Annotated in this window: 24 protein-coding genes and 1 riboswitch; of the genes, 13 read left to right on the top strand and 11 right to left on the bottom strand. The window is 61.6% G+C overall.

The window, feature by feature from the left end; genetic code table 11:
- Positions 1-20: 20 nt before the first annotated feature.
- From ACK59H_RS00470 to tkt, 5 genes are all read right to left on the bottom strand, one after another.
- Positions 21-350, bottom strand: coding sequence for an MliC family protein (locus tag ACK59H_RS00470; RefSeq protein WP_060478137.1), 330 nt, complete (start codon positions 348-350; stop codon positions 21-23).
- 76 nt (positions 351-426) lie between these two features.
- Positions 427-645 carry a hypothetical protein gene (locus ACK59H_RS00465; RefSeq protein WP_060478138.1) on the bottom strand — a complete coding sequence of 73 codons (219 nt, stop codon included), beginning with the start codon at positions 643-645 and terminating at the stop codon, positions 427-429.
- Positions 646-677: 32 nt separating this feature from the next.
- Complete coding sequence (locus ACK59H_RS00460; RefSeq protein ID WP_060478139.1) at positions 678-1,841, bottom strand: phosphoglycerate kinase; 1,164 nt, start codon at positions 1,839-1,841, stop codon at positions 678-680.
- 12 nt (positions 1,842-1,853) lie between these two features.
- Positions 1,854-2,915, bottom strand: coding sequence for an erythrose-4-phosphate dehydrogenase (epd, locus tag ACK59H_RS00455; protein WP_060478140.1), 1,062 nt, complete (start codon positions 2,913-2,915; stop codon positions 1,854-1,856).
- Between the two features lie 154 nt (positions 2,916-3,069).
- On the bottom strand, positions 3,070-5,067 hold the full coding sequence (gene tkt, locus ACK59H_RS00450) for a transketolase (protein ID WP_060478141.1): 1,998 nt from the start codon (positions 5,065-5,067) through the stop codon (positions 3,070-3,072).
- 228 nt (positions 5,068-5,295) lie between these two features.
- Between tkt and ACK59H_RS00445 the strand changes: the two genes are divergently transcribed.
- The 4 genes from ACK59H_RS00445 to ACK59H_RS00430 all read left to right on the top strand — a co-directional run bounded on the left by ACK59H_RS00445 (position 5,296) and on the right by ACK59H_RS00430 (position 9,832).
- Complete coding sequence (locus ACK59H_RS00445) at positions 5,296-6,288, top strand: metalloregulator ArsR/SmtB family transcription factor (RefSeq protein ID WP_060478142.1); 993 nt, start codon at positions 5,296-5,298, stop codon at positions 6,286-6,288.
- 19 nt (positions 6,289-6,307) lie between these two features.
- Positions 6,308-7,498: a methionine adenosyltransferase gene (gene metK / locus ACK59H_RS00440; RefSeq protein ID WP_060478143.1), complete on the top strand. Its 1,191-nt coding sequence runs from the start codon at positions 6,308-6,310 to the stop codon at positions 7,496-7,498.
- Positions 7,499-7,641: 143 nt separating this feature from the next.
- On the top strand, positions 7,642-9,309 hold the full coding sequence (gene ligB / locus ACK59H_RS00435) for an NAD-dependent DNA ligase LigB (protein WP_060478144.1): 1,668 nt from the start codon (positions 7,642-7,644) through the stop codon (positions 9,307-9,309).
- 130 nt (positions 9,310-9,439) lie between these two features.
- Positions 9,440-9,832, top strand: a complete 393-nt coding sequence (locus ACK59H_RS00430) for a DUF1090 domain-containing protein (RefSeq protein ID WP_060478145.1) — start codon at positions 9,440-9,442, stop codon at positions 9,830-9,832.
- Between the two features lie 31 nt (positions 9,833-9,863).
- Here ACK59H_RS00430 and ACK59H_RS00425 read toward each other — a convergent pair whose 3' ends face one another.
- Positions 9,864-10,310, bottom strand: a complete 447-nt coding sequence (locus ACK59H_RS00425; protein ID WP_060478146.1) for a cytochrome c — start codon at positions 10,308-10,310, stop codon at positions 9,864-9,866.
- Between the two features lie 117 nt (positions 10,311-10,427).
- On the opposite strand from ACK59H_RS00425, the gene ACK59H_RS00420 reads away from it, so the two are divergent.
- Positions 10,428-11,579 (top strand): MltA domain-containing protein, encoded by a 1,152-nt coding sequence (locus ACK59H_RS00420; RefSeq protein ID WP_060478147.1) that lies wholly within the window; start codon positions 10,428-10,430, stop codon positions 11,577-11,579.
- 81 nt (positions 11,580-11,660) lie between these two features.
- On the opposite strand, the gene ACK59H_RS00415 is transcribed toward ACK59H_RS00420, so the two are convergent.
- Both ACK59H_RS00415 and ACK59H_RS00410 read right to left on the bottom strand, forming a co-directional pair.
- Entirely contained in the window at positions 11,661-12,047 is a 387-nt protein-coding gene (locus ACK59H_RS00415; protein ID WP_060478148.1) for an MAPEG family protein, read from the bottom strand.
- A 27-nt stretch (positions 12,048-12,074) separates the two neighbouring features.
- Complete coding sequence (locus tag ACK59H_RS00410) at positions 12,075-12,908, bottom strand: DMT family transporter (protein ID WP_060478149.1); 834 nt, start codon at positions 12,906-12,908, stop codon at positions 12,075-12,077.
- A 58-nt stretch (positions 12,909-12,966) separates the two neighbouring features.
- On the opposite strand from ACK59H_RS00410, the gene ACK59H_RS00405 reads away from it, so the two are divergent.
- From ACK59H_RS00405 to ACK59H_RS00395, 3 genes are all read left to right on the top strand, one after another.
- Positions 12,967-13,188 (top strand): hypothetical protein, encoded by a 222-nt coding sequence (locus ACK59H_RS00405; RefSeq protein WP_155500263.1) that lies wholly within the window; start codon positions 12,967-12,969, stop codon positions 13,186-13,188.
- A 94-nt stretch (positions 13,189-13,282) separates the two neighbouring features.
- A complete protein-coding gene (locus ACK59H_RS00400; protein ID WP_060478196.1) occupies positions 13,283-13,510 on the top strand; it encodes a hypothetical protein in 228 nt (75 codons plus the stop codon).
- A gap of 194 nt (positions 13,511-13,704) precedes the next feature.
- Positions 13,705-14,940, top strand: coding sequence for a sodium:proton antiporter (locus tag ACK59H_RS00395; protein ID WP_060478150.1), 1,236 nt, complete (start codon positions 13,705-13,707; stop codon positions 14,938-14,940).
- A 31-nt stretch (positions 14,941-14,971) separates the two neighbouring features.
- Here ACK59H_RS00395 and ACK59H_RS00390 read toward each other — a convergent pair whose 3' ends face one another.
- Positions 14,972-15,373, bottom strand: a complete 402-nt coding sequence (locus tag ACK59H_RS00390) for an acyl-CoA thioesterase (protein WP_060478151.1) — start codon at positions 15,371-15,373, stop codon at positions 14,972-14,974.
- 179 nt (positions 15,374-15,552) lie between these two features.
- Positions 15,553-15,649, top strand: a riboswitch (S-adenosyl-L-homocysteine riboswitch).
- A gap of 21 nt (positions 15,650-15,670) precedes the next feature.
- Between ACK59H_RS00390 and ahcY the strand changes: the two genes are divergently transcribed.
- The 5 genes from ahcY to ACK59H_RS00365 all read left to right on the top strand — a co-directional run bounded on the left by ahcY (position 15,671) and on the right by ACK59H_RS00365 (position 22,202).
- Positions 15,671-17,080, top strand: a complete 1,410-nt coding sequence (ahcY, locus tag ACK59H_RS00385; protein ID WP_060478152.1) for an adenosylhomocysteinase — start codon at positions 15,671-15,673, stop codon at positions 17,078-17,080.
- A gap of 126 nt (positions 17,081-17,206) precedes the next feature.
- The gene (gene metF, locus ACK59H_RS00380) at positions 17,207-18,052 is read left to right on the top strand and encodes a methylenetetrahydrofolate reductase [NAD(P)H] (protein WP_060478153.1); all 846 of its coding nucleotides are present in this window, start codon (positions 17,207-17,209) and stop codon (positions 18,050-18,052) included.
- A 93-nt stretch (positions 18,053-18,145) separates the two neighbouring features.
- The gene (locus tag ACK59H_RS00375) at positions 18,146-19,222 is read left to right on the top strand and encodes a hypothetical protein (RefSeq protein ID WP_186476331.1); all 1,077 of its coding nucleotides are present in this window, start codon (positions 18,146-18,148) and stop codon (positions 19,220-19,222) included.
- A 65-nt stretch (positions 19,223-19,287) separates the two neighbouring features.
- Positions 19,288-20,076 (top strand): ABC transporter substrate-binding protein, encoded by a 789-nt coding sequence (locus ACK59H_RS00370; protein WP_060478155.1) that lies wholly within the window; start codon positions 19,288-19,290, stop codon positions 20,074-20,076.
- Between the two features lie 218 nt (positions 20,077-20,294).
- Positions 20,295-22,202: a DEAD/DEAH box helicase gene (locus ACK59H_RS00365; protein ID WP_060478156.1), complete on the top strand. Its 1,908-nt coding sequence runs from the start codon at positions 20,295-20,297 to the stop codon at positions 22,200-22,202.
- Positions 22,203-22,530: 328 nt separating this feature from the next.
- Here the strand turns inward: ACK59H_RS00365 and ACK59H_RS00360 are convergent, their stop codons facing one another.
- Positions 22,531-23,109, bottom strand: coding sequence for a YceI family protein (locus ACK59H_RS00360; protein WP_060478157.1), 579 nt, complete (start codon positions 23,107-23,109; stop codon positions 22,531-22,533).
- Positions 23,110-23,144: 35 nt separating this feature from the next.
- A complete protein-coding gene (locus ACK59H_RS00355; protein ID WP_060478158.1) occupies positions 23,145-23,696 on the bottom strand; it encodes a cytochrome b in 552 nt (183 codons plus the stop codon).
- Between the last annotated feature and the right edge of the window lie 49 nt (positions 23,697-23,745).

Raw genomic sequence — 23,745 nt, 5'->3', positions numbered from 1 at the left:
CACCTGGGCGGCCCGGCCATTCACGGTGCCTTGCAGCCCCGCCCAATCAGATCGTTGGTCGCCACCCAGTACACCAGGCCTTCTTCGCCCTTGGTGTGAAAGGCCAGCACGCCGTCGCTGTACAGCGCGCCCGAGGCGCCCGGCTCGGATTTGAGCCGGTATACCTGGTCACCGCCGCCCAGACGGACGTCAACCTGGTCGCGCTCGGCATCGGCAAAGCGCCACAGCACTTCGGCCTGGGTGTCGCACACCCAGCGGGTCCAGTTATCCGCAGGGGCGGAGGGCGCAGACTGCATCAGCGAGCAGCCTGCCAGTGTCGCCAGGGCCGTCGCGGCCAGCAGCGCTTTCATTGCATATCCTCTAGATGACCGCTTTGCAGTCGCTTGGTTGCCTGCCCCGACGAACCCCCCCAGGCACGAACGCACTTCAAGGGCAACCCGGCGCCTGGCGCTGGTGTTCTTCGTCGTACTTTTCCAGGCCTTGCGGGCCCACACGCTTGCTGATGACCGGCACGGTTTCGGCCTGCCATTCAGACTGGTAGCAACCGCCCTTGGGCGGTTGCGACGGGTCGGCCTCAGGGGACGGGCTGCTGGAGCACGCGCCTAGCAGGCCAGCCAGAATCATCAAAGGCAATTGCTTGACCATCAGGTCGCTCCCTTTGCCAGGCGCCGCCCTGCTCAGGCTTTTGCCCGCTCTTCAAGGATCGCCACGGCCGGCAGCACTTTGCCTTCGACGAATTCGAGGAAGGCACCGCCACCGGTAGAAATGTAGGAGATATCCTTGCTTACGCCATATTTGTCGATGGCAGCCAGAGTATCGCCACCACCGGCGATGGAAAATGCAGCGCTTTCAGCGATGGCCTTGGCCAGTACCTGAGTGCCGTTACCGAATTGATCGAACTCGAATACGCCAACCGGGCCATTCCACAAAATGGTCTTGGACGACTTCAGCAGGTCGGCGAACTGGGCGGCGGTTTGCGGGCCGATGTCCAGGATCATGTCGTCGGCAGCTACGTCGGCAATGGCCTTGACCGTAGCTTGCGCGGTTTCGGCGAACTCCTTGGCCACCACGACATCGACCGGTAGGGGAACGCTGACCTTGGCGGCGATGGCCTTGGCCGTTTCGACCAGGTCAGGCTCGTACAGCGACTTGCCAACCGGGTGACCGGCTGCTGCCAGGAAGGTATTGGCGATGCCGCCACCGACGATCAGTTGGTCGCACACGCCGCTCAAGCTGTTCAGGACATCCAGCTTGGTCGACACCTTGGAGCCGGCGACGATGGCCGCCATCGGTTTGGCCGGGGCCTTGAGGGCCTTGCCCAAGGCATCCAGTTCAGCGGCCAGCAGCGGGCCGGCAGCAGCGATTTTGGCGAACTTCGCCACGCCATGGGTGGAGCCTTCGGCGCGGTGAGCGGTGCCGAAAGCGTCCATCACGAACACGTCACACAAAGCCGCGTACTGCTGGGCCAGCTCGTCGGCGTTCTTCTTCTCGCCCTTGTTGAAGCGCACGTTCTCGAACAGCACCAGGTCACCTGCGTTCACTTGAACGCCGCCCAGGTAGTCGGCAACCAACGGTACATCGCGGCCCAGGGCCTTACTCAGGTAGTCGGCAACCGGCTGCAGGCTGTTCTCGGCAGAGAACTCGCCTTCGGTCGGGCGGCCCAGGTGCGAGCAGACCATCACCGCTGCACCCTTTTCCAGGGCCAGCTTGATGGTCGGCAGCGCTGCCAGGATACGCGCATCGCTGGATACCACACCGTCCTTCACAGGAACGTTGAGGTCTTCGCGAATCAGTACGCGCTTACCTTGCAGGTCGAGGTCGGTCATCTTCAACACGGTCATGAATGCAGTCCTTCAGGGCTGTTTGCTGCGGGTTGGGTGAACGACGTGCAGATAATGGTCGGCAACGTCGAGCATACGGTTGGCGAACCCCCATTCGTTGTCGAACCAGGCCAGCAGGTTCACCAGGCGAGTGCCGGAAACGCGGGTCTGGCTGGCATCGACGATGGCCGAATGCGGGTCATGGTTGAAATCACAGCTGGCGTGAGGCAGCTCGGTGTATGCCAACAAGCCTTTGAGCGGGCCGCTCAGCGCGGCCTCGCGCAGCACCCGGTTGACTTCGGCCGCGCTGGTGTCGCGGGAGGTCTGCAGGGTGATGTCCAGGCATGAGACGTTGACGGTTGGCACACGTACCGCTTTGGCCTGGATTCGCCCGGCAAGTTCCGGGAGCAGGCGCTCGATACCACGCGCAAGGCCGGTGGATACCGGGATAACCGACTGGAACGCCGAGCGCGTGCGGCGCAGGTCTTCATGGTGGTAGGCGTCGATCACCGGCTGATCGTTCATCGCCGAGTGAATGGTGGTGATCTGCACGTACTCGATACCCAATGCCTGGTCAAGCACGCGCAGCAGCGGCACACCACAGTTGGTGGTACACGAAGCGTTGGAAACCAAGCGTTCGGCACCGGTCAGGCACTGTTGGTTGATGCCGTAGACCACGGTGGCGTCGACGTCGGCTTCACTGGCCATCGGCTGCGAGAACAGCACACGCGGTGCGCCGGCATCGAGGAAGCGCTGGCCATCGGCGCGGGTGTGATAGACACCCGAGCATTCCAGCACCAGGTCGATGCCCAAAGCGGCCCAATCGATGCCTTCAGGGGTGGCACTGCGCATGACTTTCACGCAATCGCCATTGATATGCAGACAATCGCCATCGACCCTCACCTGGCCGGGAAAACGCCCGTGGGTGGAGTCGAAGCGTGTCAGGTATTCGATACTGGCCTGGTCGGCCAGGTCGTTGAGCGCGACGATCTCGAAGCCGGCCTGGGCCCCCCGCTCGAACAGTGCGCGCAGGACACAGCGGCCGATGCGGCCATAACCGTTGAGTGCAACTTTGTAGGGACGCGGGTGGGGCATTCGGGGCTCACGAGACAGTCTTATTGTCATCAGCCTGCGGATCGAGTGCGTGGCCCTTATTCGCGGGCAAGCCCGCCGCCACAGGGTCATATGCAACCTCTGTGGGGGCGGGCTTGCCCGCGAGCAGGGGCGACACCGCCCGCAGATCTTTACATCAGTCTTCCAGCAGTTCTTCGGCAGTACCCAGAATGTTGTCCAGGGTGAAGCCGAACTCCTCGAACAGTGCAGCGGCCGGGGCCGATTCACCGTAGGTGGTCATGCCGATGATACGGCCTTCCAGCCCCACATATTTGTACCAGAAGTCAGCATGGGCGGCTTCGATGGCGATGCGCGCAGCCACTTCGACCGGCAGTACCGACTGCTTGTACGCAGCGTCCTGGGCATCGAACACGCTGGTGCAAGGCATGGAGACAACGCGGACTTTGCGGCCTTGCTCGGTGAGCTTGGCATGGGCCTGAACGGCCAGGCCCACTTCCGAACCGGTGGCGATCAGAATCAGCTCCGGCTCGCCAGCGCAATCCTTGAGCACGTAGCCACCGCGGCTGATGTCAGCGATCTGCTGTGCGTCGCGCTCCTGGTGCTGCAGGTTCTGGCGCGAGAAGATCAGCGCAGATGGGCCGTCCTTGCGTTCCAGGGCGTTTTTCCAGGAAACGGCCGATTCGACCGCGTCGGCTGGGCGCCAGGTATCCAGGTTCGGGGTGCTGCGCAGGCTGGCGAGCTGCTCGATCGGCTGGTGAGTCGGGCCGTCTTCGCCAAGACCGATGGAGTCGTGGGTGTAGACATGAATCACGCGCTGCTTCATCAGGGCCGACATGCGCACCGCGTTGCGGGCGTATTCCATGAACATCAGGAAGGTCGCGCCGTAAGGGACCAGGCCACCGTGCAGGGCAACACCGTTCATGATCGCAGTCATGCCGAATTCACGCACGCCGTAGAACACGTAGTTGCCGCTGGCATCGTTTGCTTCGACGCCTTTGCAGCCTTTCCACAGGGTCAGGTTGGAACCGGCCAGGTCAGCCGAACCACCGAGAAACTCAGGCAGCAGCGGGCCGAAGGCATTGAGCGCGTTCTGGCTGGCCTTGCGGCTGGCGATGGTTTCACCCTTGGCAGCCACTTCGTTGATATAGGCCTGGGCCTTTTCGCTGAAGTCGGCCGGCAGCTCGCCGCTGTCACGGCGCTTGAACTCGGCAGCCAGCTCGGGGTAAGCCTTGGCGTATGCCTCGAAACGCAGGTTCCAGTCGGCTTCGGCCTTGGCACCGGCTTCTTTGGCATCCCATTCGGCATAAATGTCGGCCGGGATTTCGAACGGGCCGTGGCTCCAGTTCAGTGCTTTGCGGGTCAGGGCGATCTCGTCACTGCCCAGCGGAGCGCCGTGGCTGTCTTCTTTGCCCTGCTTGTTCGGCGAACCGAAGCCGATGGTGGTCTTGCAGCAGATCAGGGTCGGGCGGTCGCTCTTGCGCGCCGTCTCGATGGCCATCTTGATCTCGTCGGCGTCGTGGCCGTTGACGTTGCGGATCACCTGCCAGTTGTATGCTTCGAAACGTGCTGGGGTGTTGTCGGTGAACCAGCCGTGCACTTCACCGTCGATGGAGATGCCATTGTCGTCATAGAAGGCGATCAGCTTGTTCAGGCCCAACGTGCCGGCAAGGGACGCGACTTCGTGGGAGATGCCTTCCATCATGCAACCGTCGCCCATGAATACATAGGTGTTGTGGTCGACGATGTTGTGGCCTTCACGGTTGAACTGGGCAGCCAGGACTTTTTCGGCCAGGGCGAAGCCCACGGCGTTGGCCAGACCCTGACCGAGCGGGCCGGTGGTGGTCTCAACGCCCGGGGTGTAGCCATATTCCGGGTGGCCTGGGGTACGGCTGTGCAGTTGGCGGAAACCCTTGAGGTCGTCGATCGACAGGTCGTAGCCGGTCAGGTGCAGCAGCGAGTAGATCAGCATCGAGCCGTGGCCGTTGGACAGCACGAAGCGGTCACGGTCGGCGAAATCCGGGTTGCTCGGGTTGTGCTTCATGTAGTCGCGCCACAGCACTTCGGCGATATCCGCCATGCCCATTGGGGCACCTGGGTGGCCGCTGTTGGCCTTTTGCACGGCATCCATGCTGAGGGCACGAATGGCGTTGGCACGTTCACGACGGCTGGGCATCGCTTATCTCCTGGGGGCTTGAAAGGGGTGGTGAGACGAAAAAGACGGCCATTTTCGCCCACTGCGGGGGCCGGGGGCAATGACGGATGGTCGCAGTTGGGGGATTTTCCTGTGATTGGTCCGCATTGCGGCGAAAAAATCGACAGATGTACCCGCCCATCCATCAATATCAAAACTTTTTGATATTGACCTTGCTAGGGCAGCCTTGCCTGTCTAGACTGCCGACCCATGAACCTACGTGCGCAACCGCTGCCCCAGCAAAGCGACACACTGGCTGCTCTGTGCAAAGCCAGTGGCGACGAGCTGCGCCTGAATGTATTGCGCGCGTTGGCCAGCGATTCGTTCGGCGTGCTGGAGCTTGCGCAGATCTTCGACATCGGCCAGTCGGGCATGAGCCATCACCTCAAAGTGCTGGCCCAGGCTGCTCTGGTGGCTACCCGGCGTGAGGGCAATGCGATTTTCTATCGCCGTGCCCTGCCCGACGGCCAGCGCTTTGGCGGGCGCCTGCACATGGCCCTGCTCGATGAAGTCGACGATCTCACTCTGCCCGAGGACGTACAGGCGCGCATCGCCCAGGTGCAGCAACGCCGAGCCGCCACCAGCCAGGACTTCTTCTTGCGTGTGGAAGAGAAGTTTCGCGCCCAGCAAGACCTGATCGCCGGCCTGCCGCAGTACCGCGAGAGCCTGCTGGCGCTGCTCGACAAGCTGAACTTCGCCCCGGCTGCCACTGCACTTGAAGTTGGCCCCGGCGATGGCGGCTTCCTGCCGGACCTGGCGCGGCGCTTCGCCAAGGTCACGGCCATGGACAACAGCCCGACCATGCTCGAGCTGGCGCGCCAGGTCTGCGAACGCGAATGCCTGAGTAATGTAAACCTGCAGTTGGCCGATGCACTGGGTGCAACGGATGTGGAAGCCGACTGCGTTGTGCTGAATATGGTCCTGCACCATTTCAGCGACCCGGCCCTGGCCCTGCGCCAGCTGGCCAAACGGGTGAAGGCAGGCGGCAGCCTGCTGGTCACCGAACTGTGCAGCCATGACCAGGGGTGGGCGCGGGAAGCCTGCGGCGACCTCTGGCTAGGCTTCGAACAGGACGACCTGGCCCGTTGGGCCACAGCAGCCGGGCTGGCCCCCGGGGACAGCCTCTATGTGGGCTTGCGTAACGGTTTCCAGATTCAGGTCCGCCATTTTCAGCGGACGGCTGGCGACACTCACCATCGGTAAATTTTAGGAACCCGTCGAGATGAGCGAATACTCCCTTTTCACCTCCGAGTCCGTGTCTGAAGGGCATCCGGACAAAATCGCCGACCAGATTTCGGACGCTGTCCTGGATGCCATCATCGCCCAGGACAAATACGCCCGCGTAGCCTGTGAAACCCTGGTCAAGACCGGTGTCGCCATCATCGCCGGTGAAGTCAGCACCTCTGCCTGGGTCGACCTGGAAGAACTGGTGCGCAAGGTCATCATCGATATCGGCTACAACAGCTCCGACGTTGGTTTCGACGGCGCCACCTGCGCGGTGATGAACATCATCGGCAAGCAGTCGGTGGACATCGCCCAGGGCGTCGACCGCTCCAAGCCGGAAGACCAAGGCGCCGGTGACCAAGGTTTGATGTTCGGCTACGCCAGCAACGAAACCGACGTACTGATGCCGGCCCCGATCTGCTTCTCGCACCGCCTGGTCGAGCGTCAGGCCGAAGCGCGCAAGTCTGGCCTGCTGCCGTGGCTGCGCCCGGACGCCAAGTCCCAGGTCACCTGCCGCTACGAAAATGGCAAGGTGGTGGGTATCGATGCGGTGGTGCTGTCGACCCAGCACAACCCTGAGGTTTCGCAAAAAGACCTGCAGGAAGCCGTGATGGAGCTGATCGTCAAGCACACCCTGCCGGCCGAACTGCTGCACAAAGGCACCCAGTACCACATCAACCCGACCGGCAACTTCATCATCGGTGGCCCGGTGGGCGACTGTGGCCTGACCGGCCGCAAGATCATCGTTGACTCCTATGGCGGCATGGCACGTCACGGTGGTGGGGCCTTCTCTGGCAAAGACCCGTCCAAGGTCGACCGCTCCGCTGCCTACGCCGGCCGTTACGTGGCCAAGAACATCGTCGCTGCAGGCCTGGCCGAACGCTGCGAGATCCAGGTGTCCTACGCCATTGGCGTAGCCCAGCCAACCTCGATATCGATCAACACCTTCGGCACCGGCAAAGTATCGGACGAGAAAATCATTCAACTGGTGCGTGAGTGCTTCGATCTGCGCCCATACGCCATCACCAAAATGCTCGACCTACTGCACCCGATGTACCAGGAAACCGCAGCCTACGGCCACTTCGGCCGCCAGCCGCAGCAGAAGACCGTCGGCGACGACACCTTCACCACGTTCACCTGGGAGCTTACCGACCGCGCCCAGTCGCTGCGTGACGCTGCCGGCCTGTAATTTCCCTACAGCGGTAACTGAAGGCCCCTGCCGAGCGATTGGCTGGGGCCTTTTTTGTGACATATCGGCTGACAACTGCCTAGGGCAGCGCTGCTCGTGTTTGCCTAGGCTGAAGCTTCCACTGCCAAGCAAGGATGCTGGCCATGCCGCTGCTGCTAGTGTTGCTGCTGTTCATGCCACTCAAGACCCACGCCACAGGCTGCCCGAACTGGTCGGCTGAGCGGGCTCATGCAGAGGTCACTCGCCTGCATGAAACGGTGCGCCGTTGGGACGACCACTACCACCGGCTGGGTCAATCCCTGGTGCCGGACCAGGTGTACGACCAGAGCAGGCAGCGCCTTGTGCACCTGCAAGGCTGCTTCGCCCTGCCGAGCGAGCTGAACTCGCTGGCCAGCGCACGTGGGCCGATCGCCCACCCCATCCGTCACACAGGTGTCGCCAAGCTCTCGGACGAAAGGGCTGTGGCCCGTTGGATGCGAGGCAAGGCCGAAGTCTGGCTGCAACCCAAGGTGGATGGCGTCGCGGTCACCCTGGTCTACCGCCAAGGCCGGCTGGTGCAGCTGCTCAGCCGTGGAGATGGCATCAACGGCCATGACTGGAGCCGGCATATCGATTCGCTGCAGCGCCTTAACCATCCACTGACCCACCCATTGGACCTGACATTGCAAGGCGAGCTTTACCTGCATCTGGATCACCACGTGCAGGCACAGGCAGGCAGCGTCAACGCTCGCGCCACAGTCGCAGGCTTGTTGGCACGCAAGCAGCTGAGCGGTGAACAAGGCTTAGGCATCGCCCTGTTCGTCTGGGACTGGCCGCAGGGGCCCAGGGATCAAGGCGAGCGCATGGCAAGGTTGGCCGCCCTGGGTTTTCCCGACAGCCAGCGCTTGAGTGTGCCCATCGGCACTGCCGCCGAGGCCGAGCAGTGGCGCCAGCACTTTTACCGCACAGCCCTGCCCTTTGCCACGGACGGCGTGATCCTGCGCCAGACTGCAAGGCCAGCCGCCGACCGCTGGGAGGTTAACGCGCCCTACTGGATCGCGGCCTGGAAGTACCCCATTACCCAGGCGCTGGCCGAAGTCCGTGACGTGCACTTTCGCATTGGCCGCACTGGCAGGGTCACCCCCCTTCTGAAACTACAGCCGGTCCAGCTCGATGACCGCCTTATCGCGCAAGTGAGCCTTGGCTCCCTCGCACGCTGGCGGGCGCTCGAAGTTGGCCCGGGGGACCAAGTCGTCATCAGCCTGGCTGGGCTGACCATCCCTCGCTTCGAGCAGGTTGCACACCGCGCCGCCGAGCGTCGCAGCGTAAAAGCACCTGCTCTCGACGATTACGGGCCAATGACATGCTGGCAAGCGACGGAACACTGCGAAGAACAGTTCGTTGCGCGCCTGACCTGGCTCAGTGGCAAACATGGCCTGGCCATGCCGGGCACCGGGCCAGGCACCTGGCGACGACTGGTACGTGGCGGGCTGGTGACATCGCTGGCAGACTGGCTGGCGCTGGATGCCGAGCAGTTGGCCGAGCTGCCAGGGATCGGCGCCAACAGCGCCAGCCGCCTGCAACGCAGTTTCGAGCTTGGCCGCAGCAGGCCCTTCAGCCAGTGGGTCAACGGCCTTGGCGTGCCGGCCCCGCGCGCCTGGTCGACGCAGGACGACTGGGCAACCCTCGCCAGCCGCTCCGCCGCGCAATGGCAAGCCCTGCCTGGCGTTGGCGCTACCCGCGCCAACCAGCTAGAGGCGTTTTTCGCAGCTGAGCCTGTGCAAGAGCTTGCCCGGCAACTGGCGGAAAATGGCATAGCCGGTTTTGAATGACTTTTCAGCGGCGCCGTGTAAGGAAGTGCCAGGATTGCGTCAGAAAAATCCAACAAGGGTTCCTAAATCATCAAAAGCAAGGCAGGATTTGCTCCATCTTTTGCTGCCCCGCCCCCTCAAGGAGGCCCCGATGAAATTGATTTCCACCCTGGTAGTGCTCAGTGCACTAGGCCTCACTACCGGCGCCGCCCAAGCCGCTCAACCCGAACAAGGCCTCAGCGGTTGCGCGGCCAAGCGCAGCGCTATCGAAAACCAGCTCAAAATTGCCCGCGATCATGGCAACAGCGACCAAGTCGCAGGCCTTGAGCAAGCGCTGCGCGGCGTCGAGAACTGCACCGATGCCAGCCTGCGCAAAGAGCGGGAGCAAAAGGTGCTCGATGCCCGTCATGAGGTGGCGCAACGGGAAAAAGACCTGAGAAAGGCCGAGAAAAAAGGCGACGCTGAAAAAATCAACAAGCGCAAAGACAAGCTTGCCGAATCCCGCAAGGAACTACAGGAAGCAGTGGACGACCTGGACCGCTGACCGTGTGGGGGGCGCCTGTCGCGGCAGGCGATCAATGGTTGCGAAATTCGCTGTGGCACGCTTTGCACGCTGCCTCGACCTTGGCCATGGGCGCTTTCAGTTGCGCGGGGTCCAAGGGCTGGGTTCGGGTCGACTCGACCAACTCGCCGGTCACGCCCTCCAGTTGCCGGGCAAGGTCATGGAAACGCTCCTGACGCTGCCAAACCTCTGCGCGCGCGCTGCTGTCACCCTCATCACGCACCTGTGGAAAATGCTCCCACGGCGCGTGAGCCAGGGTGTCGAGCCTGAGCGCGCCCTCGGCGAACTTCAGCCCATCGAAAGGCAAGCGGCCGCGCAGCATGCCCCCCATATCTTCGCTGGTCTTGAGCATGTCCTTGAAAATGGCCTTGCGCTTGCCAAGTGGCGAGTTAGGGTCGACCCGGTCACAGGCAGTAAGGGCAAGGGCGGCAAGCAGTACAACAGTCAATCGCTTGAACATCACAGTCACACAGGCCTCGCAAATGGGCGGCCAGTATCGCCGCCATGCCTGCAAAGACCAATAGCCACATATTTACAAGGGCGATTTTTCATGTTCGCCGTGCACAGGATCAAACCAATGAGAACTGCCCTGCGCCACTTGGCCTGGACGCTCCCTGCCCTGGCCTTGCTGGCCGGCTGCAATGGCGGCGAGAGCGCCAAGCCTGAACCACACGCCGTCGCTACCTACGCCCCTGCTACCTGGCAGGACCTACCGGCGGTCAGCGACGAAGACTTGCTGGCAGGCTTCTATGCTTGGCGCAGTGGCTGCGAAAAACTCAAGCGCGACCCGGTGTGGGCAGCCACCTGTGAGGCAGCCGGCAGCGACACTGCCAGCGCCGCACAGGTGCGTACCTTCCTTGAGCAGAACCTGCAGGTGTATGGCCTGCGCTCGGCAGATAACACCGCCAATGGCCTGATCACCGGCTACTACGAACCCGTCTATCCCGGCAGCCTGAAACGCACAGAAGCCGCGCACGTAGCGGTGTATGGCGTACCCGATGACATGATAGTGGTCGACCTGGCCAGCGTGTACCCGGAACTCAAGGGCAAGCGCCTGCGCGGGCGCCTGGAAGGGCATGTACTCAAGCCCTACGACACCGCCGAGGTCATCAACCGCGATGGCGTCAAAGCCCCCGTACTGGCCTGGCTGACCGACCCAATGGACCTGCAGTTCCTGCAAATACAGGGTTCAGGCCGGGTGCAGCTGGAAGATGGCCGGCAATTACGCCTGGGCTATGCCGACCAGAATGGCCACCCCTATCGACCGATCGGACGCTGGCTGGTCGAGCAAGGGCAACTGAAAAAGGAGGATGTGTCCATGGGCAGTATCCATGCCTGGGCCATGGCCAACCCTCAGCGCGTCCCGGAACTGTTGGCCAGCAACCCAAGCTACGTGTTCTTCAGCACCCGCCCGGATAGCAATGAAGGGCCAAGAGGCTCGCTGAATGTGCCCCTGACGGCGGGTTACAGTGTGGCCATCGACCGCAAGGTCATCCCGTTGGGTAGCCTGTTGTGGCTTTCGACCACACGCCCTGACGGCACACCCGTGGTACGGCCTGTGGGCGCTCAGGATACTGGCGGGGCCATCACCGGCGAGGTGCGGGCCGACCTGTTCTGGGGAACCGGGCCGAAAGCCGGTGAACTGGCAGGCAACATGAAACAGCAGGGGCAGATATGGATGCTCTGGCCCAAAGGCAAGCCACTGCCAGATGTGCCCAAAGTGCCTTGATCGGCGATGGGTGCTTTGCAGGTAAACCCGCTCCCTCAGGCGTGAAGGAGCGGATTCACCCGTGCAACGGGCGGTGCAGTTTCAGACAGAAACCACGAAAAACGAAATGATGATACCTAACCCCGCCAACCACACCAGCGAGCGCAACGCAGCCCAATCTGCCAGGTAGCAGATGATGTAGAGCAGCCGGCTGGTGATATACATCACCCCCAGCACATCCTGGGTCACCTGCTCGGCATTGCCGACGATATCGGCCACCAGCACTGCCGCGGCAAACGCAGGGAACGTCTCGAAGCTATTCTGCTGGGCCGAATGAGCTCGACGCGGCAGGCCTTCAAGGTTATCGAGAAATGCGCGTGGATCATGGTTGTCTCTCATGCCGAAGCGGCCGCTGCTCACTTTCGCAATCAATGCGCACAAGAGCGGCAGACACAGGGCGATCAGGATGCACCACAGGGCAACGGTCATGCTCATGACTCCTTGTTCGAAAATGGTTCAGAGCTTCATCACCAGCATGCCTGCCAGGACCAGCCCGCAAGCTAGGAGTCTTGGCCCGCCAAAAGGTTCTTTGAGATAGCGCATACCCATCAGCACCACCAGGATCACACTTACCTCGCGAAGCGCCGCGGCCTCGGCCACCGAGCCCAGGTGCATGGCCCACAGCACCAGCGCATAGCTGAACAACACGCAAAAACCCACCGCCAGCCCCAGGCGCCATTGGGTACGCCAGAACAGCACGAATGGCGCACGCCGCGCGACGCTGGCGAGCAAGGGAAATGGCCAGGCACTGAGCAGCGTCAGCCATACCAGGTAATCCCAGGGTTGCCCCCACAGCCGCACCGCCTGGCCGTCGAACCAGGTATAGCAACCGATACACAGACCGATCAACGCCACCACCGGCAGCATCGACCACGGCAACCGTTCGCCACCCCCGCCTTGCCACAACAGGCAAGCCATACCGCAGGGGATAAGCATGATGCCGATGATCTGCTGCTGGCTGAGCGACTCACCGGCCACTGCCAGGGTCAACCCCAGCACTACCAATGGCGACAAACCTCGCATCAGAGGATAGACCAACCCAAGGTCGCCAACCCGATATGCCTTGATCAACAAAAAACGGTACAACTGCTCGGCCAGCGCCGACGCCAGCAGCCATGGCCATACCGCAGCAGGGGGGAATTGACTGAACGGTACTGCGCACACGGCGAAAGCCAGCGCTACCGTGTCCATGCTGGCGATGACCAGCAGGCGTTCGCCGCTGAACTTGATCAGGGTGTTCCAGGCCGCGTGCAGCATGGCGGCGACCAGTACCAGGGATGTTGCCAGCACGCGAACGGTTCCTTGCCTTGGGTTTGAGTGAAATGGCTCAATTCGCCGTCGGCTAATAATGGCCATCATCGGCAGCGAGCGAAACGAAAAAGCGCTTCAGCGCAGCGGGCTTGATTTGAGCGCATCAGTTGCGCGCAGAGATTGCCACTTCAAAGCGCTGGCCCGGATGAACGTCCGTTCATTTGCTCAGCATCCTCCGAAAACCGAAACAACGCACAACGCTTCAACGTTGCGGGCGCTCGAAGATGTTTCGCCTTGCGGCCACTCCAACGCTGATTAAACCCTGTTCACTTACCCGATGGCGCACCTGCACTGGGCTACATTCAGTTTGCAAAGCCCGACAACATACGCCACTTGAAGGAAATGCTGACATGATCAAGAAAATGGTTGCTGCGCTTGCTATCGCCTTGGCCACCCTCACGACGGTGTCCATGGCACAGGCAGAAGGCGAGGTGGCAAAGGGTGTGCGCCATGACGTGCGCGAAGTGGACAAGGGGGTCACTCATGACCGCAAAGAAATCGACAAAGGCGCCAAGCACTTGGACAAAGAACGCCACAAAGCAGATAAGCATATCGACAAGACAGTGAAGAAAGATCTGTAACCCTTCGATGCTTCGTTGACCAACCCGTGTCACCGAGGGTCGAGCCGCCAGGCTCGCCCCTCTGGCAACCTCGCAGTCAGGACGTTGTCTACCTGCGCAGTCGAAAAGTGTGTCCCCACACCCTTACCCGACCATCAAAGAACTACCCGAGTCATTCGGGTATCGACTTGGAAGCCACTGTCACAGGAATTGGGATGCTTGAATTAGTTGCCGCGTTTATCTGCCTTACCACCCTTCTCACGTACGTGAATTACCGTTTCATCGGCCTGCCACCGGCCATCGGCGTGATGGTCACCGCACTGCTGTTCTCTCTGATACTGCAAGGGCTGAGCCTGATCGGCTTTCCTGGCCTGGAGGAACGCGTCGAAGGGCTGATGAACCAGATCGACTTCAACGACCTGCTGATGCACTGGATGCTGGCATTCCTGCTGTTTGCCGGTGCGCTGCACGTGAACCTCAGCGACCTGCGCAGCTACCGCTGGCCGATTGGGCTGTTGGCCACCCTGGGTGTGCTGATTGCCACGGTAGTGATCGGCTACCTGGCACACTGGGTATTCGGCATGTTCGGCTGGCAGGTGCCGCTGATCTATTGCCTGCTGTTCGGCGCGCTGATCTCCCCGACCGACCCCATCGCCGTGCTGGGCGCGCTGCGTACCGCCAACGCGCCTAAGCCTCTGAAAACCACCATCGTCGGCGAGTCCCTGTTCAACGACGGTACCGCTGTTGTGGTGTTCACCGTGCTATTGGGCATCATCCAGCTGGGAGAAACGCCGAGCATACCCGACACCGCCATCCTGTTCGCCCGCGAGGCCATCGGGGGTGCGCTGTTCGGCGGCCTGATCGGCTACGCAACCTACCGCATGATCAAAAGCGTCGAGCAGTATCAGGTCGAGGTCATGCTGACCCTGGCGCTGGTGATCGGCGGCTCGGCCATGTGCTATGAGCTGCACGTTTCGGCACCGATCGCCATGGTGGTCGCGGGTCTGATCATCGGTAACCTGGGGCGCAACCTGGCGATGAACGACATGACCCGTCGCTACATGGACGGTTTCTGGGAACTGATCGACGACATGCTCAATGCGCTGCTGTTCGCCCTGATCGGCCTTGAGCTGTTGCTGCTGCCGTTCAACTGGCTGCACCTGGCAGCGGGCGCAGTGCTGGCAGTGGCGGTACTGCTGTCGCGTCTGCTGACCGTAGCGCCGGCAATCGTGCTGTTGCGCCGCTGGCGGCCAGTGCCCAAAGGCACTGTCCGCGTTCTGACCTGGGGCGGGCTGCGCGGCGGGGTGTCGGTCGCCTTGGCGCTGTCGCTGCCATTGGGTGAAGAGCGTGACCTGCTGCTGTCGATCACCTACATCGTGGTGCTGTCGTCGATCCTGGTGCAGGGTTTGAGCATCGGCCGAGTGGTGCGCAAGGTCAGCGCCCAGCCGTGAGCAAGGCGGGGCTGCTGGGCAGCCCCGCATTTCACTCCACCGTAGAGTCCGGGAACTGGTCCTGGACGTACTTGATCTCGGTACACCCGTGGGGCGCCGGCAAGCCATCCTCACCCAGGTTCACGAAGACCATGCGGTCAACCGTGAGAATGCTCTTGCGGGTGATCTTGTTGCGCACTTCACAGCGAAGGGTGATCGAGGTACGGCCAAACTCGGTGGCCGTGATGCCCAGTTCGATGATGTCGCCCTGGCGCGAAGCACTGACGAAGTTGATCTCCGACATGTACTTGGTGACCACGCGCTGGTTGCCCAATTGGACGATGGCGTAGATCGCCGCTTCCTCGTCGATCCAGCGCAGCAGGCTGCCACCGAACAGCGTGCCGTTGGGGTTGAGGTCTTCAGGTTTAACCCATTTACGAGTGTGAAAGTTCATCTGTACTCCTGACCTGCTTGGCTAACGTGAAGTCATGATGGCAGAGCGGCCGCCAGCACTCCATCGAACATCGACTATCGTCGCGATTAATCGACAGAAAACCTTGGGTGTGGCACCCCGCCACGGCTATAATCGCTGCCGATTCTCATGGCTGCCCGCAGTGGCGGCCATCCCGCCACCCATCCGAGGGGCGCTGCAGCAGGCTAGGCCTGTCAGGCTCGGTTGGGGCGTTGTCCGCTGAGGTGGACGCTCAACGCACAACGGCGCCCATTCGCACACTACGAATGGAGGCTCTCAATGAGCGCTGTAAACACGCCTGCTGGTTTTTCCGACTTCAAGGTCGCCGACATTTCCCTGGCTGACTGGGGTCGCAAGGAAGTCATCATCGCCGAGTCGGAAATGCCGGCACTGATGGGCCTGCGCCGCAAGTATCAAGCCGAGCAACCGCTCAAAGGCGCGAAGATCATTGGCTGCATCCACATGACCATCCAGACTGCCGTGCTGATCGAGACCCTGGTTGCCCTGGGTGCCGAAGTGCGCTGGTCGTCGTGCAACATCTTCTCCACCCAGGACCAGGCCGCTGCCGCCATCGCTGCCGCCGGTATCCCGGTATTCGCCTGGAAAGGCGAAACCGAGCAGGAGTACGAGTGGTGCATCGAGCAAACCATCCTCAAGGATGGCCAGCCGTGGGACGCCAACATGGTGCTGGACGACGGTGGTGACCTGACCGAGATCCTGCACAAGAAATACCCGGCCATGCTCGACAAGATCCACGGCGTGACCGAAGAAACCACCACTGGCGTGCACCGCCTGCTGGACATGCTGGCCAAGGGCGAGCTGAAGGTCCCGGCCATCAACGTCAACGACTCGGTCACCAAGAGCAAGAACGACAACAAGTACGGCTGCCGTCACAGCCTCAACGATGCCATCAAGCGCGGCACCGACCACCTGCTGTCGGGCAAGCAAGCCCTGGTGATCGGCTACGGTGACGTGGGCAAGGGCTCGGCCCAGTCCCTGCGTCAGGAAGGCATGATCGTCAAGGTCACCGAAGTCGACCCCATCTGCGCCATGCAAGCGTGCATGGACGGCTTCGAAGTGGTTTCGCCGTTCAAGGACGGTATCAACACCGGTACCGAAGCCGGCATCAACGCCGACCTGCTGGGCCGCATCGACCTGATCGTCACCACCACCGGTAACGTCAACGTCTGCGACGCCAACATGCTCAAGGCCCTGAAGAAACGTGCCGTGGTGTGCAACATCGGCCACTTCGACAACGAGATCGACACCGCCTTCATGCGCAAGCACTGGGCTTGGGAAGAGGTCAAACCACAGGTGCACAAGATCCACCGCACCGGCGCTGGCACCTTCGACCCACAGAACGACGACTACCTCATCCTGCTGGCCGAAGGCCGTTTGGTGAACCTGGGCAACGCTACTGGCCACCCAAGCCGCATCATGGACGGTTCCTTCGCCAACCAGGTGCTGGCGCAGATCTTCCTGTTCGAGCAGAAGTTCGCCGAACTGCCAGCCGCCCAGAAGGCCGAGCGCCTGACCGTGGAAGTACTGCCGAAGAAACTCGACGAAGAAGTGGCCCTGGAAATGGTCCGCGGCTTCGGTGGCGTGGTCACCCAACTGACCCCGCAACAGGCCGAGTACATCGGTGTGACCGTCGAAGGCCCGTTCAAGCCGCACGCCTACCGCTACTAAGCGGCAGGTTTGAAGCCAGCCGCTTCAACGCCGGAACCTGAACGATGCCCAAGCCAGATCGGCCATCACCGATCTGGCTTTTACTTGCAGCTTGCTGCTTGAGGCACGCTGCTCGAGGAACGCCAGATGTCCCAAGAACGCCGTTACAGTTTCGAATTCTTCCCAACCAAGACCGATGCCGGCCATGAAAAGCTGATGGGCGTTGCCCGCCAGTTGGCCGCGTACAATCCGGACTTCTTCTCCTGCACCTACGGTGCCGGTGGGTCCACGCGCGATCGCACGCTCAACACCGTGCTGCAATTGGAAAATGAAGTGAAAGTCCCGGCAGCACCGCACCTGTCGTGCGTCGGTGACACCAAGGACGAGTTGCGCACTCTGCTGGCCGAGTACAAGGCTGCTGGCATCAAGCGCATCGTAGCCCTGCGTGGCGACCTGCCGTCGGGCATGGGCATGGCCAGTGGTGAACTGCGTTATGCCAGCGACCTGGTGGAGTTCATTCGCCAGGAAACCGGTGACCACTTCCACCTGGAAGTCGCTGCCTACCCCGAGATGCACCCGCAAGCGCGCAACTTCGAGGTGGACCTGGGCAACTTCGTGCACAAGGTCAAGGCCGGGGCCGATAGCGCCATCACCCAATATTTCTTCAACGCCGACAGCTACTTCTACTTCGTCGAGCGTGCGCAGAAGCTGGGTGTGGACATACCGGTGGTGCCCGGCATCATGCCGATCACCAACTACAGCAAACTGGCGCGCTTCTCCGACGCCTGCGGCGCCGAGATTCCACGCTGGATCCGCAAGCAACTGGAAGCCTACGCTGACGATACCGCGAGCATTCAGGCCTTCGGCGAGGAAGTCATCACCCGTATGTGCGAACAACTGCTGCAAGGCGGCGCACCGGGGCTGCATTTCTATACCCTCAACCAGGCCGAAGCGAGCCTGGCGATATGGAACAACCTGAAGCTCCCACGCTGAAATTTCTTGGCATGATCAGGTGCTGAAACCGTCAAGGCTTTGGTCGTAGACTAAGGCCTTGTTTATTTTTGGCTCTGACAGGTGTCGTCTGTAATGCAACATTTCCTGCCATCACGTCCTCAACTGGTGTACCTGGCCTTCGGCCCGGCCACTTATCATCAGGAAGCCTGCTTCAGTATCGTCAGCGCCCTCGCGCATCTGCCGAGCATCGCCGACCCGGCCATCGACATCCACGTCTATACCGACAACGCCGAGCCCTACGGCAAACTGCCAGTAACCGTTCATCTGCTCGACGAAGCGACTCGCACGGCCTGGAACCAGCCCCATGGCTATCATTTCCGCAGCAAGCATGTGCTGATGCGCCAGGTATTGCAGCAATACCCTCAAGCTGTGCTGATAGACACCGACACCTTTTTCCGCAAGTCGCCCCTGCAACTGTTCCAGCGGGTCAAGCCTGGCACCCTGCTGTGCAACAGCATCGACGCGCGCTATGGTCACAACCCGCAATGTCTGCTGTACACCAACCTGCTCGACATCCTTAAGTCCCGCGGTTTGGCCGATACCCAGATGTCGTTGATCAACTCAGGCGTCATTGGCCTGTGCGCCGAAGACGCCCAGGTGCTGGACCGCTCCATCGCCATGATGGACGAGTTCTATCCGCTGGCGCGCACGGCCTACACCCTTGAGGAGTTCTGCCTGGCGGTTGCTGCCTACCGCAACCTGGAGCTGGCCGAATGCACCGATGTCATTCACCACTACTGGAGCCGCAAGGCGCAGTTTCGCGCCAAGATTCAGGCCTGGTTGCGCAAACACGGTGATGATCCACTGGGCGCGGCGGCGCTCGCCGATGTGGCATTGGTCAACGACCAACTCCCACGCCCGCCTACACTGCAACGCCTGGGTTACAAGGCCTTGAGCCTGACCATGCCCAGCCGCGAGCGTCAGTTCGTGCGTGAGCTGCTATATGGCTGCTACCCCTACCCCAACGAGTTCGATCGCGCCTGCGCCTCAGCCTGGTGGGACAAGGCACTGGAAAACCTCAACGAACGCTGCGGCGGTATCGATCCCGAGCAACTGCGCCAATGCCTGCGTCACCCAAGCCTGCGCCTGTCCCTGGGTAGCAGACGCAAAGACGTCGAGGCGCACTTGCTGCGCTCCCGCCAGCGCTGATGGCTAACTACAAGGGGCTTGCAGCGTCACTGGCTTTGCCCCTGCTGAGCGCGTAATCTCGCGCCATGCGCTACGCTGCCCGATTGCTGTGCATAATGCTGCTCGCCTGCCTGAGCCCTTTGGCGCTGGCCGATCGGCTGCGCCTGGTCAGCGACGACTGGGCGCCCTATGTGTATCTTGAGCAGGGCCAGGCCAAAGGCATCGATTACGAAGTCACTACGCAGGTGTTCCGCCGGCTGGGTGTCGAAGTGGACTGGCAGTTCATGCCTTGGAAGCGCTGCCTGGCGATGGTGGAACAGGGCTTGACCGACGGCGTGATGGATATCTTCCGGGTTGAGTCACGCGAGGCTTTTTTGGTCTACCCCGAAGAACCTATGTCCCATGTCGAATTCGTGCTGTTCCAAGACCGAAACCGCCCCCATGCAGTCACCCACCTCGGTGACCTGGCGGGGCTTAGCGTTGGTATTTCGTCGGGTTACACCTACGGCAAAGCCTTCAGCGAGTCTTCGGCGTTCAAACGCGAATCCGCGCCAACCCATGAAGCCAATTTCGGCAAGCTCATACGCGGGCGCGTAGACCTGGTGGTCACTGATCGCTTGGTTGGGCGCTACCTGCGCCGTCAACTTGGCCTGGAACAGCAGGTGGAGGAATTGCCCCTGGTGATAAGCCGTCAGGCTCAGTACCTGGGTTTGACCCGAACCCCGGAGCACCAATTATTGGCTCAGGCATTCACCGAAGAATTACGCCGTTTCAAGCAGGAGCGCGCCTATACGGCGATTATCGAGCGTTATACCGGCGGCTCCGCAAGCCCTTCTGACGCCGTTGAGCAGCACGAACACAGCATGCCGCGTTAGCTCTGTTATACTCGGGCCTTCCCGCCCGGCTCACGCCCGGACGCTCGGCCTTGCAACAGGCATCCCGATCGGTACTGACGCCCATTCGCGTCCACCCGCCGCTTCCCGGATGTGCAGTGAAAGCCCAGCTGGACCGGACGCGATCGCATCCCTTCGATGCCCGTCGCGCCAGGCAGAATATCCCAACGGGCCCAGCCCCCACGAGAACAGGATTGCCCATGTCCTTTGCTTCCCTCGGTCTCTCCGAGGCACTTGTCCGCGCTATCGAGGCAGCGGGCTACACCCAGCCGACCCCGGTGCAACAGCGGGCCATTCCCGCCGTGTTGCAGGGCCGCGACCTGATGGTTGCCGCTCAGACTGGTACTGGTAAAACCGGCGGTTTCGCCTTGCCGATCCTCGAGCGTCTGTTCCCGGCCGGCCACCCCGACAAATCCCAGCGTCACGGCCCGCGTCAACCGCGCGTATTGGTCCTGACGCCGACCCGCGAACTGGCTGCGCAGGTACACGACAGCTTCAAGGTGTACGCTCGCGACCTGCCACTGGTCAGCGCCTGCATCTTCGGCGGCGTTGGCATGAACCCGCAGATTCAAGCCATTGCCAAGGGCGTGGACGTGCTGGTCGCCTGCCCGGGGCGCCTGCTCGACCTGGCCGGTCAGGGCAAGGTGGACCTGGCGCATGTGGAAATCCTGGTGCTGGACGAAGCCGACCGTATGCTCGACATGGGCTTTATCCATGACGTGAAGAAGGTCCTGGCCCGGTTGCCGGCCAAACGCCAGAACCTGCTGTTCTCGGCGACCTTCTCCAAAGACATCACCGACCTGGCCGACAAGCTCCTGCACAACCCGGAGCGCATCGAAGTCACACCGCCGAACACCACCGTCGAGCGCATCGAGCAGCGCGTCTATCGCCTGCCAGCCAGCCACAAGCGCGCCCTGTTGGCCCACCTGATCACGCTGGGTGCCTGGGAGCAGGTCCTGGTGTTCACTCGCACCAAGCATGGCGCCAACCGCCTGGCCGAGTACCTGGAAAAGCACGGCCTGACCGCCGCCGCGATCCACGGCAACAAGAGCCAGAACGCCCGCACCAAAGCGCTGGCCGACTTCAAGGCCAATAGTGTGCGGGTGCTGGTAGCCACCGACATTGCCGCCCGCGGCCTGGACATCGACCAACTGCCCCATGTGGTCAACTTCGAGCTGCCCAACGTCGAGGAAGATTACGTGCACCGCATTGGCCGGACTGGCCGTGCCGGGCGTTCGGGCGAGGCCATTTCCATGGTCGCGCCAGATGAAGAGAAGCTGCTCAAAAGCATCGAGCGGGTCACCAAGCAGAGGATCCCCGATGGCGATCTGATGGGCTTCGATGCCAGCCAAGTAGAGGCCGAAAAGCCAGAGGCGCGTGAGCGCCAGCAGAACAGCGGCCGCGGCGGGCGCAATCAACAAGCCCGTGGAGACGGCGGCAAAGACGCCAACGGTGGCCGCAAAGACAAGGGCAAGGACAAAGGCAAGGCCAAGCAGCAGGCAGCCGACAAGCCTGCCGACAAGGAAAAGTCTGGCGACAGACAACCACGCAAGCCACGTGACAAGAAGCCGCGCCAGCAGCAACAGGCAAGCGCTACCCCGGTCCCGAAAGTCCCGGCCGACCGTGATCCGGAAGAGTTTCTGGACGACGAGATCGACAATTTCGGTAACCGTGCCGATTACGTAAGCCCATACCAGAACGGCAAAGGTCAAGGTCGCAACCGCCGCCCAGGTGGTGCCGCTCAAGGCACGGGCCAGAGCCAAGGCAGCCAGCGCGGCAACAATGGCACTGGCCAGGCACGTAATAATGGTGGCCAAGGCCGCAATGCCGGCGGGCAGGGTCGTAATGGCAGCGCTGACAAGCGCCCACGTAACAACAATGCCGGTGGTGGACGTCGCGACGGCAATGGCGGTGGTCGTAACCGTTCGGCAGGCCGTGAGGATGCATCGCGCCAGGAGCCTGCGGTACGTAGTACCCGCGAGCAGCACCAGCCGGTGATCATTCGCAAGGAATCCAAGCTCGATCGTTACCCTACGCCCGAGCAACTGGACGACCTGCCAAGCCGCCCTCGAAGTGAGCGACCAGCGCTGCTGACCCGCAAGGGCTGAGCCGTAGGCACAACGCCGCCCTTCGGCTGATGCCAGTCAGTGAAGTCAATTAGGGCTGCTTTGCAGCCCTTCGCGGGTAAACCCGCTCCTACAGGCCTGCGCTGGCATCATGGCCGGCGCAGTCACTGTATGCCCACTGGCGGCTGCTTTTGCGCCTCTCACGAAAAAACCCGCTCTTACAGGTTCTGCGCCGGAATCAGGGCCGGCGCAGAACCTGTAAGAGCGGGTTTACCCGCGAAGGGCCGCAACGTCGCCCCAATAGATAGCCTGAAACATCAACTGATTGGCAGGAGCTATTGAGGCGGCGTTTTCATTGCCTGGGCAAAGCTTACTTCTGCTTCACACCTTCGACACTGATGTCCAGGTCCAGGGTCTGCGAAGTCGGGCCTGGGCCCTTGATACCAAAGTCGTTCAGGTTCAGGGTGGTGGTGGCGTTGAAGCCAGCGCGCTCGCCGCCCCATGGGTCTTTGCCTTCACCGTTGAAGGTGGCCTTGAAGGTAACCGGCTTGGTCACACCATGCAGGGTAAGATCGCCAGTCACATCGGCGGTTTTGTCGCCGGTCGATTTGACACTGGTGGATACGAACTTGGCATCCGGGTACTTGCTGACGTCCAGGAAGTCCTTACTGGCGATGTGCTTGTCGCGCTCGGCATGGTTGGACCAGACGCTGGCAGTTTTCAGGTCGACGCTGATCTTGCTGGCTTCAGGCTTGGCGCTGTCCCAGGTGAAGTCACCGCTGAAGTCCTTGAAGGTGCCGTGAATGAAGCTGTAGCCCAAGTGGCTGATCTTCCAGTCGACGAACGCGTGCTGGCCTTCCTTGTCGATCTTGTACTCGGCGGCCATGGCCTGGCCAGCGGTGAACAGAGCGGTACCGAGCGCCAGAGCGGCAAAAGTCTTTTTCAACATCCTTACTTTCCTTCCATTGCAATTGAGGTTGAGAATCAAGCTTTGCGGCCCAGCATACGGGTCAGGGTCGCGTCACGGTCGATGAAATGGTGCTTCAAAGCGGCCAAGCCATGCAATACGGCGAAGATCACCAAGCCCCAGGCCAACCACAGGTGAATCACCCCAGCCAGATCGGCTTGGTCCGGTAGGTCGCTGACCAAAGCCGGCACCTCGAACAACCCAAACACTGGAATGCCTACGCCGTCAGCGGTGGAAATCAGGTAGCCCGCGGTCATGACCGCGAACAGCCCGATATACAACGCCAGGTGCCCCAACTTGGCAGCTACGCGGGTGAGTGCCCCATGGTTCGCTGGCGCCGGTGGCGGCGGGCTGATGAAACGCCAGACCACACGCACCAGCATCACCCCCAGCAAGACCAGGCCGATGCTTTTGTGCAAATCGGGGCCGGCCTTGCGCCAAGGATCGTAGTAGTCGAGCTCGACCATCCACAGGCCCAGGCCGAACAGGCCAAAGACTGCCAATGCAACGCCCCAGTGCAGGACGATGCTGACTACGCCATAGCGAGAAGGTGAGTTGCGCAGTTGCATGATGAGCTGTTTCTCCGTGAAAGCTGTGCACAGACTAACGCGTAACGTA

The sequence above is a fragment of the Pseudomonas sp. KCJK9000 genome, assembly GCF_046230725.1.
In the GTDB taxonomy this organism is placed as follows: Bacteria; Pseudomonadota; Gammaproteobacteria; order Pseudomonadales; family Pseudomonadaceae; genus Aquipseudomonas; species Aquipseudomonas promysalinigenes.
Note: the sequence above shows the minus strand (reverse complement) of the source record. Positions and strands in the feature narration are given on the sequence as shown.

Excerpts from the sequence above, each read along its gene's own strand:
- ACK59H_RS00470 (WP_060478137.1), bottom strand. The coding sequence starts at position 350 with ATGAAAGCGCTGCTGGCCGCGACGGCCCTGGCGACACTGGCAGGCTGC.
- ACK59H_RS00465 (WP_060478138.1), bottom strand. The coding sequence starts at position 645 with ATGGTCAAGCAATTGCCTTTGATGATTCTGGCTGGCCTGCTAGGCGCG.
- ACK59H_RS00460 (WP_060478139.1), bottom strand. The coding sequence starts at position 1,841 with ATGACCGTGTTGAAGATGACCGACCTCGACCTGCAAGGTAAGCGCGTA.
- epd (WP_060478140.1), bottom strand. The coding sequence starts at position 2,915 with ATGCCCCACCCGCGTCCCTACAAAGTTGCACTCAACGGTTATGGCCGC.
- tkt (WP_060478141.1), bottom strand. The coding sequence starts at position 5,067 with ATGCCCAGCCGTCGTGAACGTGCCAACGCCATTCGTGCCCTCAGCATG.
- ACK59H_RS00445 (WP_060478142.1), top strand. The coding sequence starts at position 5,296 with ATGAACCTACGTGCGCAACCGCTGCCCCAGCAAAGCGACACACTGGCT.
- metK (WP_060478143.1), top strand. The coding sequence starts at position 6,308 with ATGAGCGAATACTCCCTTTTCACCTCCGAGTCCGTGTCTGAAGGGCAT.
- ligB (WP_060478144.1), top strand. The coding sequence starts at position 7,642 with ATGCCGCTGCTGCTAGTGTTGCTGCTGTTCATGCCACTCAAGACCCAC.
- ACK59H_RS00430 (WP_060478145.1), top strand. The coding sequence starts at position 9,440 with ATGAAATTGATTTCCACCCTGGTAGTGCTCAGTGCACTAGGCCTCACT.
- ACK59H_RS00425 (WP_060478146.1), bottom strand. The coding sequence starts at position 10,310 with ATGTTCAAGCGATTGACTGTTGTACTGCTTGCCGCCCTTGCCCTTACT.
- ACK59H_RS00420 (WP_060478147.1), top strand. The coding sequence starts at position 10,428 with ATGAGAACTGCCCTGCGCCACTTGGCCTGGACGCTCCCTGCCCTGGCC.
- ACK59H_RS00415 (WP_060478148.1), bottom strand. The coding sequence starts at position 12,047 with ATGACCGTTGCCCTGTGGTGCATCCTGATCGCCCTGTGTCTGCCGCTC.
- ACK59H_RS00405 (WP_155500263.1), top strand. The coding sequence starts at position 12,967 with ATGGCCATCATCGGCAGCGAGCGAAACGAAAAAGCGCTTCAGCGCAGC.
- ACK59H_RS00395 (WP_060478150.1), top strand. The coding sequence starts at position 13,705 with ATGCTTGAATTAGTTGCCGCGTTTATCTGCCTTACCACCCTTCTCACG.
- ACK59H_RS00390 (WP_060478151.1), bottom strand. The coding sequence starts at position 15,373 with ATGAACTTTCACACTCGTAAATGGGTTAAACCTGAAGACCTCAACCCC.
- ahcY (WP_060478152.1), top strand. The coding sequence starts at position 15,671 with ATGAGCGCTGTAAACACGCCTGCTGGTTTTTCCGACTTCAAGGTCGCC.
- metF (WP_060478153.1), top strand. The coding sequence starts at position 17,207 with ATGTCCCAAGAACGCCGTTACAGTTTCGAATTCTTCCCAACCAAGACC.
- ACK59H_RS00375 (WP_186476331.1), top strand. The coding sequence starts at position 18,146 with ATGCAACATTTCCTGCCATCACGTCCTCAACTGGTGTACCTGGCCTTC.
- ACK59H_RS00370 (WP_060478155.1), top strand. The coding sequence starts at position 19,288 with ATGCGCTACGCTGCCCGATTGCTGTGCATAATGCTGCTCGCCTGCCTG.
- ACK59H_RS00365 (WP_060478156.1), top strand. The coding sequence starts at position 20,295 with ATGTCCTTTGCTTCCCTCGGTCTCTCCGAGGCACTTGTCCGCGCTATC.
- ACK59H_RS00360 (WP_060478157.1), bottom strand. The coding sequence starts at position 23,109 with ATGTTGAAAAAGACTTTTGCCGCTCTGGCGCTCGGTACCGCTCTGTTC.
- ACK59H_RS00355 (WP_060478158.1), bottom strand. The coding sequence starts at position 23,696 with ATGCAACTGCGCAACTCACCTTCTCGCTATGGCGTAGTCAGCATCGTC.